We start from the raw sequence: 16,560 nt of genomic DNA, 5'->3' as shown, positions 1-16,560 counted from the left end.
GGCCGCGGCACGGCGTGTCCCTGCATGCAGGGCCGCCTACAGCCCGAGGCGGCTGCGCGTCTGCTCGGTCAGCTGGCCTTCCGCCGTCCAGCCGCGCGCGGCGTAATACTCCGGCAGCATCTTGTCGAGGCCGCTGACCAGTCCGGTCGCCGGGCCTGTCCTGGCGGGTTCGGTCATGAGCCGCTTGGGCAGCGCATCATCCTTGCGGGTGAAGCCGGCGCGATTGTTGAAGTCGCGTTCCATGTTCCAGATGCGTTCGCCGATCAGCGCCAGGTTGTCCATGTCGAAGGAGTCGTCGCAGGCCGCGTGCAATTGCGGCTGCAGGTCGGCCAGGGTCCAGGCGAAGGTGGTGAAGACGCAGACGCCGGCCGAATCGAACACGGCGGTGGCATCCTGGAAGGCCTTCACCAGTTCCGGCTTGCCATCGGTGACCAGCGGATCGGTCTTGACCGGAATGCCGAGCACTTCGGACGCCACGGTATAGCCGCGCAGGTGGCAGGCGCCGCGATTGGAGGTTGCATACGCCAAGCCCATGCCCTGGATGCCGCGCGCATCGTAGGCCGGGAATTCCTGCCCCTTGACGCTCATCGACAGGTCGGGATGGCCGTACTTCTCGGTCAGGCGCCTGGAGCCCATGCCGATCTCCCGGCCGAAGCATTCGCCCCTGGCCGTGATTTCGGCCAGGTAGGTCAGCGCCTTCGCGCTGCCGAAACTGGCTTCGATGCCGATCTGCTCCTTGGTGAGCACCCCCATCTCGTACAGTTCCATGACGGCGCCGACGGTGGCGCCGAAGGAGATCGGGTCCATGCCGTCTTCATTGCAGATGAAGTTGGCATAAGTCAGAGCATCCAGGTCATTGACGCCGTTGGCCGAACCGAGCGCCCACGCCGCTTCGTATTCCAGGCCGCCCGATGTGCCCCAGTACTGCGGCCGGTTCTGCACGGTGTAATGCGTTTCGTCGATCTTGGAAATGCGGCCGCAGGCTATCGTGCAGCCGAAGCAGGCCTGGTTGGTGACCAGGTTCGGCTTGCCGTCGGTGGCGCGCGGTTCATGCATGGCTTCGCCGGAGATGTCCTTGGCGCCCTCGAACTGCACCTCGCGGTGGTTGCGGGTGGGCATGGCGCCGATCTCGTTGATCACGTTCATCAGCACCTGCGTGCCGTATTTCGGCAAGCCCTGGCCGGTGACGGCATTGTCGGCGAGCACCTTCTTGGCGGCGGCGGCGGCCTGCATGAAGGCCAGCGGATCGCGGATGTTGCCCACGCCCAGCGTGCCGCGCACCGCGATCGCCTTCAGGTTCTTCGAGCCCATCACCGAGCCGACGCCGGAGCGGCCGGCGGCTCGGTGCAGGTCATTGACCACCGCCGCATACAGGCAGCCGGTCTCGCCGGCGCGCCCGATCGACGAGATGCGGATCTGCGGATCCTGGTGCCGCGCGCGCAGCGCCGGTTCGGTGTCCCAGACCGTCTTGCCCCACAACCAGGACGCGTCGAGCAGTTCCGCCTTGTCATCGCTGATGTGGAGATAGACCGGCGTCGGCGAGCGACCTTCGAAGATGATCATGTCCCAGCCGGCCATCTTCAGCTCGGCGCCGAAGTAGCCGCCGGAATTGGAACAGGCGATGGCGCCGGTCAGCGCGCCCTTGGTGATGACGGAATAGCGGCCGCCGGTGGAGGCCATGGTGCCGGTCAGCGGGCCGGTGGCCCAGATGATCTTGTTTTCCGGCGACATCGGGTCGACCTTGGGATCGACTTCCGAGACGAAGTACTTGGTGGCCAGGCCGCGCTGGCCCAGGTATTCGCGCGCCCACTGCATGTTCAGCGGTTCGGCGGCGCAGGTGCCTTCGGTCAGGTTGACGCGCAGGATTTTTCCAGTCCAGGACATGTCGTTCTCCTTTGCGTTCTCAGGCGGTTGCCTGGTTGCCCAGCTTCGCCGCCCATTGCCGCATGCGGTCGAGTCCGGTCCAGTCGGCATCCACGTAGGTGATGGCGCCGGTGGGGCAGGCCGATGCGCAGGCCGGTCCCGCCACGTTGTCATAGCAGAGGTCGCACTTCTGCACCTTGCCGGTGGTCTGCACATAGTTGACCGTGCCGAACGGACAGGCGATGGTGCACACCTTGCAGCCGACGCACAGGTCGTCCCTGACTACCTTTGCGCCGGATGTCAGGTCGATGCGGATCGCCTCGACCGGGCAGGCATGCAGGCACCAGGCTTCGTCGCACTGGGTGCAGGTGTAAGGCACCTTGGCGCCGGTCTGGTGGAACTCGAATACCTTGATACGCGACTTGGCGGGATTGAACATCCCGTAGTTCTCGTAGCTGCACGCCATTTCGCACTGCAGGCAGCCGGTGCACTTGTCCGGCTCGATGTGTAAGGACCTCTGCATTCTTCGTCTCCTTTGTGTTCTTGAATTCGGCAATCAATCCAACCAACCCAGCGACTCTTCAGCGACTCTTCAACGAAACCATGGCGGAAACCCGACGCTGCTAGAGCGTTTTCGCCCTGACCGGCCTAGTCGACGCCGAGGCAGATTGCTGCTGGAACAAGGCGTGACGACGCGACATGGCCAAGCCATGGCAAGGAGTCGCAACGCAGTGCCGGCGGCAATCTGTCCGGGATCGGCAGACAGGTCAGGGTGAAACCGCTCTAGCCGTTCATCCATACGGGATGAACGCAGCATCAAGCCATAGGCTGACATTGGTGCAGCACAAAGCCTTGCGCATTCGCAAACCATTTTCCTGTCCGGCACTTATTCTTTGCGTGTGACTCTTTTCCGACGGCAATCAGTGAGAGGCACAAAGGGCCTGCGCCTATGCGCGGGCCCTTTTCCTTGGTTGGGGTGTTAAAAAGCAGAGGGACCAATTCCTTTACTTCAAGTACTTACTGTCAGTTTGAAAACTGGGCGTTACGGAGCAAGTTGGTAATTTGAAGTGCTGAAAGCGCTTGGAGCATTACCATGTGACAGAACCGCAGCGGGTCGAACCGGTCAGGCATGAACGCAAAGTCAAGCGTTATCCAAGTGATCCGAGCGATCAGGAATGGCAAGCTATTAAACCTTTGCTGCAGTCACCAGCGAGAACCGGCCGTCGCTGCATCACGGATGTGCGAGAGGTGCTCGATGCCATTCGTTACCTGGTGCGCACCGGATGTGAATGGGCGCATGTTGCCGGTGCATTTTCCGCCTTGGCAAACGGTGTGCTGGCCGGTTTCGGCGCTTCGTGAGGCGCTTGCCGTTCAATGTCAATCATGATGTGGCATTGATGCTGGACCGGCAGAATCAGAATCAGAATCGGCAGAAGCACCCCAGGCAGAAGCACCCCAGTGCAGCGGTCATCGCTAGCCAGTCGGTCAAGGCGCCGGGGGTATCACAAGGGGCTATGGCGCGCGCAAGAAGATCAAGGGCCGCAAGCGACATGTTTCAGTCGATAGCGTTGGGCGGCTGTTGATGGTGAACCTGAGGCCGGTGGATATGGCCGATTCCACTGGAGCCGAATGGGTAGCAGGGCTGAAAGCTTTGCTTATACCATCAAGCGTGAGTATGCAACGCCTGCTCTGCGAGCAGGCGCAAAGACGGTAATGCGTCTGCTCGCAGATTGGGTTGAACAATGCAATGCAAGGCACCCTCACAGCGTGTTATGGAACCTCCCGCCCCGGACGTTGCAACGGGAGCGCGAGGCAGTCCAAAAGGGTCTAGATAGGGTCTAGCGAAGGCCTGGGGATAGGTGGGACAGGGATTTGAGAAAACTCTCCCCACGGAACAACTCCAGTCGGGTCACGAAACGGTTCTTCATTAATCGGCGGATTCTTAATATCGTCGGGATCCGGTTTGGGGGGCGTGAATGCCGGATCAGGCGGTGCTGCTCCGCGAGACGGCGGATTCTGAATGTCGTTCGGGTCGGCCTTGTGTGCCGGCGCGTCCGGTTTGCTCGTATTGTGTTTGGGGTCTTCCGTCCTATACTGGACAGACGGATCATTGCTGCTGCTATGAATCTTTGTCATGTTTTGCTTTCTTTCTGATATCCGATTGACTCTGTAATTGGAAAATGACCTGCTTCAAAATGTCCGCTTCGCATCCGCATTGTTTGCTTTCATGTGCTGAGCAGCTTGTGCATCGCCCTCATTGAGTTGATATGAGAGATGGTTTGATGGAGGTGCGGACTAGAGATGAGTGGAATGGAGTCAGTATCCGGTTCCCGGCGCTAAGTACCTGCCCCATTTCGGAAATGCATTTGTGCCTTTGACTACGGTCGGAAAGACAGCCGAGGCAATGCCTTGTTTCGGTCTGTTGCAGGTCGCCGGAACGTGGTTGCGCGCGTTCACCGCAAGATAATGGTGGTTTGGGTTCGCACTTCGCGCAGTCATGAAAATAACGGTACAAAAGTGAAGAAATCCAAGTAACTGCATAGTGATGCCGCATTGCAGAGAACTTGCGCCCTGGCAGGAGTTTCGGGCAACAAGCTCATCAACACCCCTTTGGCTCTGTCGCGCGCCTGCCAAGGATCGCTGTGCTGCGGGGCAGCCATTGAGCGCTGTCAAATCCATGCAAGCCAGATCCGGTAGAAGTGATCAGGTAGAACCCTTGCCCATGGCAGGCGCTCCGATGCAGGACGCACAATTTTGTTGTGCGTTGCTGCAGTAATGCCGCTGCGCCGCTGCGATCGCGGTATGCACGCGATCCGGCTCGGATGCCGCCATGGGCACATTCATCAATCAAGGAGAACAACATGAATGCATTCAAACGTTTCACCGCCTCGATGCTCGTCGTGTGCGTCACCGGCCTTAGCCTGCCGCTGCAGGCCGGCGCCGCCATCGTATCCACCCAGGAAGCCGCTGCCGCCCCCGCCGTTTCATCGACTGCCGCGGCCAATGCCGAACGGGACCGCGTGATCGGTTTCCTTTCGCGGGAAGAGGTGCGCCAGTCGATCGAAGCGCAGGGCGTCGATCCGCAGGATGCAATCAAGCGCGTGCAGGCGATGTCGGATGAGGAGGTGCAGCAGCTCGCCGGACGCATCGACCAACTGCCAGCCGGCGGCAACATCATCGGCGTGCTGTTCACCGTATTCATCGTACTCCTGGTCACCGACATCCTCGGCCTGACCAAGGTCTTTCCGTTCACCCGTTCGATCCGATGAGCTTCGCGGCATCCGCTCCCCTGTCATGCCTGCGCGCCATCGTTTCCGCGGCGGTCGTGCTGGCGCTGGCGGGGTGCGCGGCGCCGCGGGTCGCATCGCTGCAGCAGCATTGGCCGCCGGGGCTGTCGTCCGAAGCCCGGATCGGCGGCGTTCCATTCTTTCCCCAGGATGATTATCAGTGCGGCCCCGCCGCGCTGGCGATGACCGCGGCGGCGGCGGGCGCGCAGGTGACGCCGGAGCAGCTGGTCAGCCAGGTCTATCTGCCGGGCAGGCAGGGATCGCTGCAGCTGGAAATGCTGGCGGCGGGCCGGCGCCTTGGCCTGGTTACGCACCGGATCCGGCCGGACCTGGAAGCCCTGCTGCAGGAAGTGGCGGCCGGCAACCCGGTCGTCGTGCTGCAGAACCTTTCCTTCCAGTTCGCGCCGGTCTGGCATTACGCGGTGGCGATCGGCTTCGACCGCGGCAGCAATACCATCATCCTGCATTCCGGCCGCACCGAGAACATGGAAATGTCGCTCCATGCCTTCGAGCGCACCTGGGAGCGCTCGGAACGCTGGGCCATGCTCGCGATGCCGCCGGGCCGGCTGCCGGCCAGCGCGGACGCCTCCGCCTATGCGGCTTCGATCGTAGCGCTGGAACGCAGCTCGCCCGAGGCGGCGCGCAAGGCCTATGCCGCGGCGCTGGACCGATGGCCGCTCGACCCCGTGCTGCAGCTCGGCGCGGGCAACACCGCCTATGCGCAGCGCGACTTCGAGGCCGCCGCCCGGGCGTATGGCAAGCTGGTTGCAACCCATCCCGGCCTTGCGGACGGCTGGAACAATCTGGCGCAGGCGCTGCTCGACCAGGGACGGCGGAGCGAGGCGCTGGCCGCGATCGACAAGGCCGTGGCGCTCGGCGGGCCGCGAGCGGGCAGTTACCGCCAGCTGCGGCAGGAGATCCAGGCGCGGAGGTAGTCAGCCCCGCGCGAGCGGAAATACATCGGCCGCCAGCACGCCGCCTCCCAGCTGGCGGCTCGACGCGGCCGCATCGTAGACCACCAGCAAGGCAGGCGGGCCATCGTTTTCGGCAAACAGGCAAATGCCTTCGGCATGATCGACCCCTTGGCCGAATGGCACATCGATGACCCGCTTCAGCCGGCCGGCTTCTTCGCCGGCATCCAGCATGCATTCTTCGTCGGGACAGGTGCCGCCGACCCAGCGGAACACAGTGACGGGGCCGTCGAGATCCATGCTGGGCCCTGCCAGGATCAGGAGGTCGTTGTCCTGTACGCAGAGGTCGCGAATGCCGAGGCCGCCCAGTTCCAGGAAGTGCTTGCGGTAGCGGCGGCCATCGGGGCCGATGCGCTTGAGCTTGAAGATGGAGGGATCGAGCTTGTCCTGCTTGAGCTCCAGTTCGAGGATTACCGCCCGGCCGCGCAGCACCGGTCCGCGCAGGCCGACGAACAGGCGCTTGCCCTTGACGGCGAGGCCCTCGATATCGAATCCGTTGTCCTTGCCGGGGATGGCAAGGAAAGCCGCCAGATGTTCATCGCCGCTCAATGCGTCCATCAGGTCGTTGGTTTTGCCCCGGGCGCGCAGCTGTGCCGCGGTGCGTTTCGCGTTACCTCCCGCCTCATCGTCGGTGGTTTCCTTCTTCAGCATGACTTCGCCGTCTTCCGTCACCACCGGAATGCGAGCCAGGAGATAGCGATTGGTTTCGGAAATCACGCGCGACAGCTGCCTCTGCGCCTTCGCGGCGTCCGTCCCCGGCTCCGGCTTCTTGCGCTTCAGGCTATGGGAGCCGACCAGCCAGAGATAACCGTCTTCGTACGCAAGGCCTTCGATATCCACTTCCTGCAGATCGGCCGGATTGCCCGTCGGCGGTGCCGGCAACCGAAGATAGTCACTGAGCGGAAACTGCTTGTGGCCGCCGGCGCGGGCGCACTCTTTGCCATCTTTGCCGTGCGCGAGGGAAAGCCGCTCCAGGCTGACGGTTTCATCATTGGCGACCCAAAGCGTGTCGCCGATCTGCAGCACGACAGACAGGCCGTCGCAAAGCTCCTTGCCTTTGGAGAAATCATTGTGTTCCGGATGGAATTCCAGGAGCAGGCGCCGGCTTGTCGTCATTGAGAATAGGGGTGATGTGGTTTCAGGTAATGCCGATTTTGCGCTTCAACCCGCCGGCGGCAGAGGAGGGAGATCAAGCCTCGTGCGTTGCAAGGATCAATCATGCAGCGCGTGCGCGGTGCGGGCTGCGGCGACATCGGGCGTTTCACGTCGGCAGCCTGTGCAGTTCCCGGAACAATCCGTTCTGGGAACTGGTTGGAGCCAGCGGCTGCGATAGCAGGTAGCCCTGCACCTCGTCGCAGCCGAGCGCCCTCAGGATATCGAGCTGGCGCTCTTCCTCGACTCCTTCGGCCACCACCCGCATGCCAAGCGCGTGGGCCATGGTGATGATGGCCTGGAAGAACACGTTGCCCTGGTCGCTCCTGCCCAATTCGCGCGTAAACGCGCGGTCGACCTTGAGCACATCGAAGTCGAGCTGCTGCAGCTTGGCCAGCGAGGAGTAACCGGTGCCGAAGTCGTCGACCAGCAGCGTCAGTCCCTGCTTGTGCATGTCATGCAGTGCGCTGTTGATGTCCTGGTCGCCGTTCATCATGGTGGCCTCGGTCAGCTCCACCTCCACCAGCCGCGCATCGACGCCGTGGCGCGCCAGCGCCTCGCGGAAGATGCGTGAAATGTCGGCTTCATTGAACTGGCGCGAGGACACGTTGACCGATACCGGCACCATGACGTCGCCAGTGCGGGTCCAGTGGGCAATCTGGGCGCAGACCTTGTCGAGCACCAGCTGCCCCAGCTGCACCACCAGCCCGGTTTCCTCGGCAAGGTCGATGAAGCTGCCGGGCTGCAGTATGCCTTCCGTCGGATGCGCCCAGCGGACCAGCGCTTCCATGCTCGAAGTGCGTCCGGTCTTCACGTCGATGCGCGGCTGGTAATGAATCACGAACTGATCGTGCTCGATTGCATGGCGCAGATCGGCTTCGCGCTGCAAGCGGTTGCGCAGCGCATCATAGAATTTGGGATCGAAGAAGCGGTAGGTATGCTTGCCGCTGGTCTTGGCCAGGTACATCGCCACGTCGGCATTCTGCAGCAGCGCGCCGGCGTCCTCGGCGTCGTCGGGAAACACGCTGATGCCGATCGAGGTGCCGACCGCGGCGGCGCCGGCCGATAGCCTGAATTTTTCATGGAAAGCGTGCAGGATGCGCTCGGCCACGTGCGCCGCATCCGATTCCTGCACCACATGTTCGATGACCACCACGAATTCGTCGCCGCCCAGCCGGATCACCTTGTCGTGCGGGCGCACCGCCTCGCGCAGGCGCAGCGCGGCATTGCGCAGCACTTCGTCGCCGGCCGCATGGCCCAGCGTATCGTTGACCCGCTTGAAGCCGTCCAGGTCGATGAACAGCACGGCCAGCTTCGCGCCGGCCCTGGCGGCCCTGCCGACCGCGTCCGGCAGAAAGGACTGCACCCAGAGGCGGTTGGGCAGTCCGGTCAGCACGTCTTCGTTGCCGATGCGCTCTAGCTCCAGCACATGCTGCTTCTCGCGGGTGATGTCGCGCAGAGTGACCGCCAGGTCACCGTCGGAACGCACCGCCTTCAGGTGCATGTAGCGCCGGTTCGGATCATTGTCGCCCGCCAGGCACAATTCGCCCTCGAACATGCCTTGCTCGGCTGCCGTCCCGAGCGCGCCGATGACGACCCCGATATCGGCCGGCGAATACAGCACCGACAGCCGGACACCGATGAATTCTTCCGGCCGGTAGCCATAAAACGCCGCACCGCGCTGGTTGCAGTCGATCGCCTCGAAGTCGACGATGCGCCCGTTCTTGTCGCGAATGGGCCTGGAAATATAAAAGCCTTCGCTGCCGCCTTCGGTGGCGATGCGGTAGGTTGCCCTCGCCAGCTCAAGCTGGCGCTTGCGCCAGGCCAGCCGCAGCGACAGAACGGCCGCAATCGCCGCGAACACCAGCACGCCCAGGGATAGCGCGGCGGCGGTCTTGAGAGCGGCCGAGCGCCGCCGCCAGTACGGCGCCATCACGGTGTCATGGTCCAGCCCGGTCAGTGCGATGATGTCGTAGCCCTCCACCTGCTGCCAGCCGACGAAGCGGCTGCGGCCGTCGCGGAACAGCGATCCGCCTTCGAAGAAGCGCTTGCCTGCCGGAATGGAAAGCTCAGGCGGGGAGGGTATTGGGTTGAAAGCGGGGTCATGCACAGTTTCCCCGGTGCGGGCGACCCGCACCCGCCCGTCCGTGCCGATCACGCCGAGAAAGCCGAACGGGCCGAGCGTGACTTCGTCATAGTTGGCGGTAAGGAAACCAAGGTCCACGCTGATGAGGACCACGCCATCGAAATTGCCGCTGGCATCCGACAGCCGGCGCGAATACTGGATGATGGGGTTCCCGGTCGAGCGGCCCCAGGTCGGCAGGCTCATGAACAGGAAATCGCTGCCGGCGGTCTTGTGGGCGAGGTAATAGGGGCGGTCGCTCACGTCGGGGCTGGAACGCAGCGCCCCCGGCCCGAAGGTGCTGGTGACCCGCAATCCATTGCGGTCGACGATGCTGGCGTTGAACGGCGCCGACTCGGGAAACACACCGCGCTGCTTGAAGTCCTCAAGACGCACGCGGTCCCTGGAGGTTTCCCATTCCGCCTTGATCACCAGCAACAGCTGATCGATGGTAGTGATAGTGCGCTGCACGTGCTGTGCATAACCGCGGGAAAGAATGCCTGCTTCCACCAGTGCGGTGTCGATGACTGCCGACCTTTCCTTGTCCAGCCGGTACAGCAAAAGTTGCCAGGAGATGAGCAGCAGGACGGCGGTGCCGAGTATCCACCACAGCGCCAGACGGCCGTTGGCAATCAGAAAATCGAGCCGGTTGCGCCATGTCCGCAATGCGGACCGGCCAGGCGGTAGTGTCGGATAGGTACGCTGGTCTGGGTCCAAGAGCTTGATCTCGCTGCATCCGCGCAAGACGTTCTGCGATGAACGTACTGGCGGGGTCTGGTACGCTCAAGTTTCATGGCTCGTTTGATTGCAAATACTGTAGTTAATTCTGCGTGTCTTTGTAGTCGAACAATTTGCGAAGAGTCAGCATCTCGGACAGCAAGTGATTGCCGGAAAGGCGGAATTAGCGTGAGACCGACCAAGCGCGGCAAGGGCACGAAGCTCACGGACATTGCTGACGCTTCAGGTTTTCCACTCGCCGTGCAACGGCTTCTGCCGGTCCACATGAAATCACCCTTGTCGCGGCTGCCGTCGATGCAACTCTCAGCTATGGACCGCCCCGGCGACCTTTCGGGGATCGCGCCTATGACAGTGATTCGCTCGATGAGATCCTCGCCGCCGACAATATTGAGCTGATTGCGCCGTACAGAAGCAACCGAAAGCACGCTACCCAGGGTGGCCGTCCACTGCGCAGATACAAGCGGCGCCGGAAAGTCGAACGTCTGTTTGCCTGACTTAAAAAGTGCTGCCGCATCCTTGCATCCTTAGCTGGTGGAAGCACGACGATCAACGCTTTACCCGCCTTGTATATCTTGCTTGCTCCATGATCTCGCTATGGAGTCAATTATCAATTGAGCCCTGGCTTTCCAGCCATTGGAGGATATGTGCCTCGTCAATCACATTGTTGCTGCCTGTCGCCGGCCCCTGACCTGATGTCTGGCCGGCGGCCGACACAGGCACCTCAAGGTACTGCGGCGGCAAGAACGCAGCAGAGCGGGACGCGCCTTGCGTTTGCAGATCATCAGATGGAGATACATTGTATTGCGGCTCGTTTCGGGAGCTGTCCTCCCCATCCGCTGCCACAGCCGCAAGCGGTTGCAGGGCAATGGCGCTTTCCAAACGCTCCCGGGCTTCGTCCCCATGCAGTTGTTGCACCTCCTCCAGGTCCGCCTCTTGCAGCGCGTTCAGCGGTATGAAGCCTCGACTGGGCAGATACGCACCCTGCGGATTCAAGGGAGCCGGCGGTAGCACGCGACCTTGCCGCGGCATAAGCACCGACAGGTACTGCTCGCCTCCGGCGGCCGTGCGGAGGTAAGCCTGCAGCGCCTCCCGTGCGGTCTCAAAGTGGGTGTACGCCCGCGGATTCATCGAATCCAACACATGCACATGTCCGTCCAGCCCACTGCATACCAAGGTGACAAAATGTTGCGTTACATCCCGGCTGAATTCCTGACCGCCCACTACTACAATGGCCGTTCCGCTCTGCTCAAGACGTTGAGCCAGCCACTGCAAATCAGCCTGGGCGCGCGTCACCTCCCCCGGTTGCAATATGATGGCGAGATCGTCCATGTCGATCGCGCGCGCTTGGTGAAGAGCTTGCTGCATCTGGCCGATATGAATGCTCTGAAAGGCAATTCCCACCGCATTTCCCTGAAACGCCTGGTTGAGCGCATGCGACGCACAGGTGTTGACCACGGCGCGATCCTGGCTGGTATGGATTTGCGAAGTCAACGGCTGGTCTTCCACATACAAGCCGTCAGGCCGGGGCACACGCGGCGCTTGTATCCTCAAGGGCGTCGCCCCACGGTCCGCAGCGGGGGCCGCGGCAACGGAAAGGCCGCGGGCGGCTTCGCGCAACCCGGCATGAGACCACGGCCTCGACGGGCTGGCAACTCGCATACGTGTTGCAGGCGGCGGTGTGGGCGGTGTGGGCGGCGTGTTGCGACGCTTATCGCCGTCAGCGCCAGGCAGCAAGAAAGGTGCCTTCCGCGCTCGAACGGCTCGTGGGGCGAATAGCGGCGTGCCAAACTGGGCAACATAGCGGTCCCCGTCATGTATGCTCGCCGTGCTACTCATCTCAACCGACTGCAAAACGCCGTAACGGTCGATATGTAGCGTCCCTATAGGGGATCTATCATTCAGGAGTACATCATCGTGTGTATAGGTGAGCCGGCGTCCTCCCTGCCTGTCGCCCACAATATCGACCGTCCACTTTTAAGGATTGTTCGCTATGTCGCGAAACAACCTGATGATGCTCAGGTCGTCAATCCGATCATGCTCGCTGCGCGGCGGCACGACAATGGACTCGCTCGTACCTGGGGCTTGCCTGTAGACGCCTCGAATCACAAGCGTAAACTGACGGTTCAAGTCATTGGGAATTGCCGCGCCGGCCTGCGACGGCTGCGCGGTTGAAGACGAGTGCGCGGCAGGGTTCGTGTAGTTTAGAGGAGGCGAGGGAGGCAGACGGTGTGGGATCATGTCATTTTCATGAGGTTACCAAGTTGACCTCATGGGTGTCATGAAGATGCCGCAAGTTCCAACTGGAGTTTAAAAATCGAAGAGCGGCTCGGGAGCGACGAGGTGATTTGGATACTTCACCTGGCGTAGCTCGATCCGTACGCAGGTCAGCATGATCTTCAGCGGATAAGGCAAGCCCAAGCTTGAACTAACACAGATCAAGCGACTCCTGATGCTTCCGACGCATCAGCCTCATCTTCCGGTGGCTCTTCCCCGGGCATGCCAAGCGGAGCTGCGGGCGTGGGATGGGTGATAAAAGGGCGCAGTGTTGCATCGTCGTTAACTGTGAAATTAATGGCCATCATTTCCTTTAGTCCGGTCTGGCCGGAATAGGATGATCTGAGGTTGGTTAGCGGGAAGACACTAAAACCTCTGTGTTCCATGGCGCCGGCAATTTCACTATCGTACCGGTTGAACAACATCAAATGGACGTTCCTGCCTCCCCATGCAGGCATGACATACTTGTCCAGTTTTCTTAAAAATCCGGCCTTTGTGGTTTCCTCAAGGCTGTCTTTCCCATATCTGAATTTTTGTCCCTTAGCATCCGGTTCCCAATAGGTAGGATCAATAACTCCCAAGGTGCCCTGCTGTAAACTCTCAAGCAATTCCCATCCGTCGCCCTGTTGGATCGTGACACCTGTTAATGCATCGCAGACGTAGTCAATGTGAGAAGGCAAACTATGGAAAAATGTCTCATTCCAGCCTTGCTTCGGCGCAGTGCTGAGTTCCGTTCTCAGGCGCGTGGTTTTAGAATCTTTCTCCGACCGTCTTTTCTTCGTATTGACAATGACTGCAACTTTTTCGAGTAAGCGGTTTTCAATGCCTCTATGTCGGCCGAGTATCATTCCGTCAGCGCGCATGTGTGGCCCCTTGTGCTCCGAACGGGAGAGATTGACTGGTGTGGATGGAATACGGCCATTGTGTTGCGCCAGCAGGTAAAGAGCCGCATTGCTTGCACGAAGTTCTATGTCTTCCTTAGTCCAGTGTTTTGGCTCGGGCGGTAGCGGAAAAGTGAAGTTGTCCAATATGTACGTCTTGAGTTCCGTGTTGAGCTTAAGATTCATTGAGTGGTCGACCTCCGCTGTCTTTAGCCATGTCTTAACAGTGTCATCCAAAAAGCGGAGCATTTCCGCGCTCGACATCGACGCCACGGAGCTTCCGGCGCGCGAAGCAATTCGATGTGCAAGCTCGAAATCCGTTTCCCTGCTCGCCTTGCCATCAACGTTCTTGAAAACCGGATAGGCATTGATAACGCGATAGAACAATTTCTCGATTTGCCGCAGATGTGCATTCAGCGCCTGCTTGACTTGCTCGGGATACCGCTGGACAGTCTTCAACGTGTTGTGGCGGTATTGATCCCATTCGTTCATGACAAGCCGCAGATCAGTCTTCATCTGTCTGCTGCGTTGTTGTGCGGCCACCCATATGGTGAGATATCCGGTACCGGCAAAGGCATCAACAAATCCGTTGATTTTCGGCGCATTCAAACCTTTATATAATGCCCGAAGTACGATGCCAGCGGGGTCTTCCTCCAGTGCGTCTCTCTTCATGCCCAGGAGCGGATACAGCGTTCTAACCCTGTCGCCTCTGTCACCCTTGCCCTCCATGAACATGCGCTGGCGAACGTTGTATTCGGTATTGAATTCAATGGTACGTGCGACGGGTTTGATTCGTTTGGCTTGCTTGGCAGGCATCTGCTCTGAAATGCTGGTGAAATTCTCCAACTGTACCTTACCGACAATCGGAATGCCGATATCGAGCAATTCGCCATCCTTGTTCAGCTTGCGATAAACCTTAGCCAGTTTTCCACTCTTTAGCACAACGTCACGATGGACGAAGACGCCTTCTCCCAGGTGCTCACCCGGAACTGCATCACAAGCCTGTGATAATGCACGTATGTCGACCATGGTTACTTTGTATCCATGATGTACGAATTCCTGCGTTCGCCATCGGTTCGTGCTGACAAATTTGGTGAAGGTACGCGGAGCGACTCCTGTTACTGAATATGTTTTTCCTATCTCCCAAGGAAGATCGGCGTTGGCCGCTGGCTTGCGGAAGATCGCTTCGTGATCGGATTCGGCTTCATCCGTCCCGGCATGGGCAATCGCTTGCGGAGACAACGCGGATACCGGTGCCTGCGCCGGCGGCCAATGCTCGGGCCAGTCACGTAGCCGGATTGCGGCCAGTTTCTGGCGGTCCCTGGCGATCTCCTGCCGGCGTGCAGGATTGGTAGTGTTTCTTTCCGTTTCATCGAAGCGGCGCTGCTGCTCATCCAGCACTGCCTGCAGGGGCTGGGTATGCATGGTCCAGCCATCGGCAGCGGGCACGCGCGCCATCCAGACGCCTTGCTCGGGACGATAAAAGGCGGGAAGCAGGAAGGGATAAGTCCCCGGCATCAGCAGCAGATTGGTATGTCCATCGGCTATGGAATTAAGCCAGCCATCGATCTGGCTCATCTGGTCGGCAGCAACAGGCTGATCAACGCTTGCGGCTGGAATGCCATGCGCCTGAAAGTAAGCTGCCAATCGCTGTGCGGTAATGCCAGTGGCGTCCGGCTTGCCGAAGTGACTGCTCAGTTCAACGATAGGCTGCGTGCCATAAATATCACCAAGACCTCGCGCGATATCCTGCCTGACGTGATTACTCAGGAAGTCGAGATATCCCTCGATCTGGGGAGCGCTGCCCGGCACCATCGCGCCAACCAGCCTGCCGGGGTACTCGAGAAGGTCTCGAAAATACTGACGGGTATCCTGGATCCAGACCGGCCCCTCGTTAAGGGAGTCGAGTTCGAAACACGCCCCTTTTCTGCGCATCAGCGTCTTGTAGTGCCCGTCCCCGTCCGCCGTGTCGAGGTCGCCAGCGAAGATGATCATGTTGTCGGCATGCTCGGCCAGGACATCGGCTAGTGCATCAAACTGGCCATGATCAAAAGTTACTGGCTTGAGTAAGGGCAGGCCTCCGGGAATGTGACGGCACACCAGATCCATGTCGGCGCCATGGTTGGCCTGATGGTCGGGGATGGAGAAACACGGACGTTGCGCCAGGTTGTTGTAAGCATGCTGCAGGCAGCGCATCGCCTCCTGCGGTTCAAAAAAGGTCAGCGTGCGCGCACCTTCCTGCACATGCGCTGGCCATGCTGGCGAAATGGTAACGAAGTGCGCGGGAGCCTGACTGTGCGACGGGCCCGGAGACGCGGGCGGACTTCCGTTACCAGTGCGAAGCCGCTGGTCGATGTGGCCGGTTGGGCTCTGCGGGGATGTGCGCGGTCTTTTTCCGATACTGGTGCGCAGGGCCTCGAAACGGGATGGGACGCGGATCTGCAGAGAAGCGGGGCTGGGTAAAGGTTCGGACGCGTTGAACTCGCATGTCAAGTTGCGGATTTCGGATTGACGCGCCGAGCCATGCTTGACCGGCATGGGAATCGCGAAATCTACTCGGGTCAGCTGATCCTGCCGGTTCAGATGCAAGGTAAAGCTTATTAAGAATAATTTTTCTGTAGATGGCAGCGAAGAAAAAGTAATAGTGCGGGCACCGCCTGGGTGCCTTTTGCAATCCACATTGAATTTGTCAGGGGAATCGGCCGCCAGTCGGAAGGCCAGCAGAACGGTGCCGTCTGCCAGATTTTTATTATCTGTCGCCTTTCGCGCCGGGACGACCATCCGGATTCCGCCGAGAGTGCACTCGAATTGTTCCTGCAGGCTAGCAGGTAGGGAAGCCGACCTGGGAGCGGGCTGATCGGCAGCAGGGGTATTGCATGCTGGACGAGATGTGGAACGGCTGAGTGGTTGCATGGAAGGCCTGACCATTGAATATTAAACGCAGCATGAGTGACAGCCAGGTTAAAACGGTTCCATTTTCCGTGTATGCGAAGTCGACTGCAGAAGGTCAGGGCGAGAACGCTCTAGGGCTCGGGCACGGCAACATCAGGAGCGTCAAATGCGATAATTTCGATTGGCGTCCGGTTTTTCGTCAGAAGATTTCCATATCGCAAGAATAGGGAGGTGGCTCTCAGTCTGCTTGGCAAGGACGTCGCGCATGGCATCATTAAAGCGCTGAAAATCAGTCAGTGATGTGGGGCGTCTGAAAGTCTGAAAATCTGAAAGGTATTCGAAAATCCCTTTCCGCTACCTGCAAGTATTTCCTTGAACCG

9 protein-coding genes and 1 pseudogene are annotated in these 16,560 nt (G+C 60.2%); 4 read left to right on the top strand and 6 right to left on the bottom strand.

The window, feature by feature from the left end; all coding sequences use genetic code 11:
* Window positions 1-36: 36 nt before the first annotated feature.
* Window positions 37-1,884 (bottom strand): aldehyde ferredoxin oxidoreductase family protein, encoded by a 1,848-nt coding sequence (locus RY831_RS01070; RefSeq protein WP_326504479.1) that lies wholly within the window; start codon window positions 1,882-1,884, stop codon window positions 37-39.
* Between the two features lie 19 nt (window positions 1,885-1,903).
* A complete protein-coding gene (locus tag RY831_RS01065) occupies window positions 1,904-2,386 on the bottom strand; it encodes a 4Fe-4S dicluster domain-containing protein (RefSeq protein WP_326504478.1) in 483 nt (160 codons plus the stop codon).
* Window positions 2,387-2,958: 572 nt separating this feature from the next.
* Here RY831_RS01065 and RY831_RS01060 point away from each other — a divergent pair.
* The 4 genes and pseudogenes from RY831_RS01060 to RY831_RS01050 form a co-directional block, all read left to right on the top strand.
* Window positions 2,959-3,490 (top strand): annotated as a pseudogene (locus RY831_RS01060) (transposase); the annotation flags it as partial.
* A 2-nt stretch (window positions 3,491-3,492) separates the two neighbouring features.
* On the top strand, window positions 3,493-3,705 hold the full coding sequence (locus tag RY831_RS33160; RefSeq protein WP_367576071.1) for an integrase core domain-containing protein: 213 nt from the start codon (window positions 3,493-3,495) through the stop codon (window positions 3,703-3,705).
* 1,019 nt (window positions 3,706-4,724) lie between these two features.
* Window positions 4,725-5,132, top strand: coding sequence for a PA2779 family protein (locus RY831_RS01055; protein ID WP_326504477.1), 408 nt, complete (start codon window positions 4,725-4,727; stop codon window positions 5,130-5,132).
* Window positions 5,129-6,085: a PA2778 family cysteine peptidase gene (locus RY831_RS01050; RefSeq protein WP_326504476.1), complete on the top strand. Its 957-nt coding sequence runs from the start codon at window positions 5,129-5,131 to the stop codon at window positions 6,083-6,085. The genes RY831_RS01055 and RY831_RS01050 overlap by 4 nt, the downstream gene beginning before the upstream one ends.
* On the opposite strand, the gene RY831_RS01045 is transcribed toward RY831_RS01050, so the two are convergent.
* The 4 genes from RY831_RS01045 to RY831_RS01030 all read right to left on the bottom strand — a co-directional run bounded on the left by RY831_RS01045 (window position 6,086) and on the right by RY831_RS01030 (window position 16,069).
* Entirely contained in the window at window positions 6,086-7,237 is a 1,152-nt protein-coding gene (locus tag RY831_RS01045; RefSeq protein ID WP_326504475.1) for a DUF3616 domain-containing protein, read from the bottom strand.
* 145 nt (window positions 7,238-7,382) lie between these two features.
* On the bottom strand, window positions 7,383-10,112 hold the full coding sequence (locus RY831_RS01040; RefSeq protein ID WP_326504474.1) for a bifunctional diguanylate cyclase/phosphodiesterase: 2,730 nt from the start codon (window positions 10,110-10,112) through the stop codon (window positions 7,383-7,385).
* 621 nt (window positions 10,113-10,733) lie between these two features.
* Window positions 10,734-11,624 (bottom strand): hypothetical protein, encoded by an 891-nt coding sequence (locus tag RY831_RS01035; RefSeq protein WP_326504473.1) that lies wholly within the window; start codon window positions 11,622-11,624, stop codon window positions 10,734-10,736.
* 944 nt (window positions 11,625-12,568) lie between these two features.
* The gene (locus RY831_RS01030; protein WP_326504472.1) at window positions 12,569-16,069 is read right to left on the bottom strand and encodes a josephin domain-containing protein; all 3,501 of its coding nucleotides are present in this window, start codon (window positions 16,067-16,069) and stop codon (window positions 12,569-12,571) included.
* Between the last annotated feature and the right edge of the window lie 491 nt (window positions 16,070-16,560).

Origin of the sequence: Noviherbaspirillum album (genome assembly GCF_035916955.1) — a bacterium.
Taxonomy (GTDB): Bacteria; Pseudomonadota; Gammaproteobacteria; order Burkholderiales; family Burkholderiaceae_D; genus Noviherbaspirillum; species Noviherbaspirillum album.
Note: the sequence above shows the minus strand (reverse complement) of the source record. Positions and strands in the feature narration are given on the sequence as shown.

What these genes read in the sequence shown, in the direction of transcription:
- RY831_RS01070 (WP_326504479.1), bottom strand. Translation starts at nt 1,884, where the DNA reads ATGTCCTGGACTGGAAAAATCCTGCGCGTCAACCTGACCGAAGGCACC.
- RY831_RS01065 (WP_326504478.1), bottom strand. Translation starts at nt 2,386, where the DNA reads ATGCAGAGGTCCTTACACATCGAGCCGGACAAGTGCACCGGCTGCCTG.
- RY831_RS33160 (WP_367576071.1), top strand. Translation starts at nt 3,493, where the DNA reads ATGGGTAGCAGGGCTGAAAGCTTTGCTTATACCATCAAGCGTGAGTAT.
- RY831_RS01055 (WP_326504477.1), top strand. Translation starts at nt 4,725, where the DNA reads ATGAATGCATTCAAACGTTTCACCGCCTCGATGCTCGTCGTGTGCGTC.
- RY831_RS01050 (WP_326504476.1), top strand. Translation starts at nt 5,129, where the DNA reads ATGAGCTTCGCGGCATCCGCTCCCCTGTCATGCCTGCGCGCCATCGTT.
- RY831_RS01045 (WP_326504475.1), bottom strand. Translation starts at nt 7,237, where the DNA reads ATGACGACAAGCCGGCGCCTGCTCCTGGAATTCCATCCGGAACACAAT.
- RY831_RS01030 (WP_326504472.1), bottom strand. Translation starts at nt 16,069, where the DNA reads ATGGTCGTCCCGGCGCGAAAGGCGACAGATAATAAAAATCTGGCAGAC.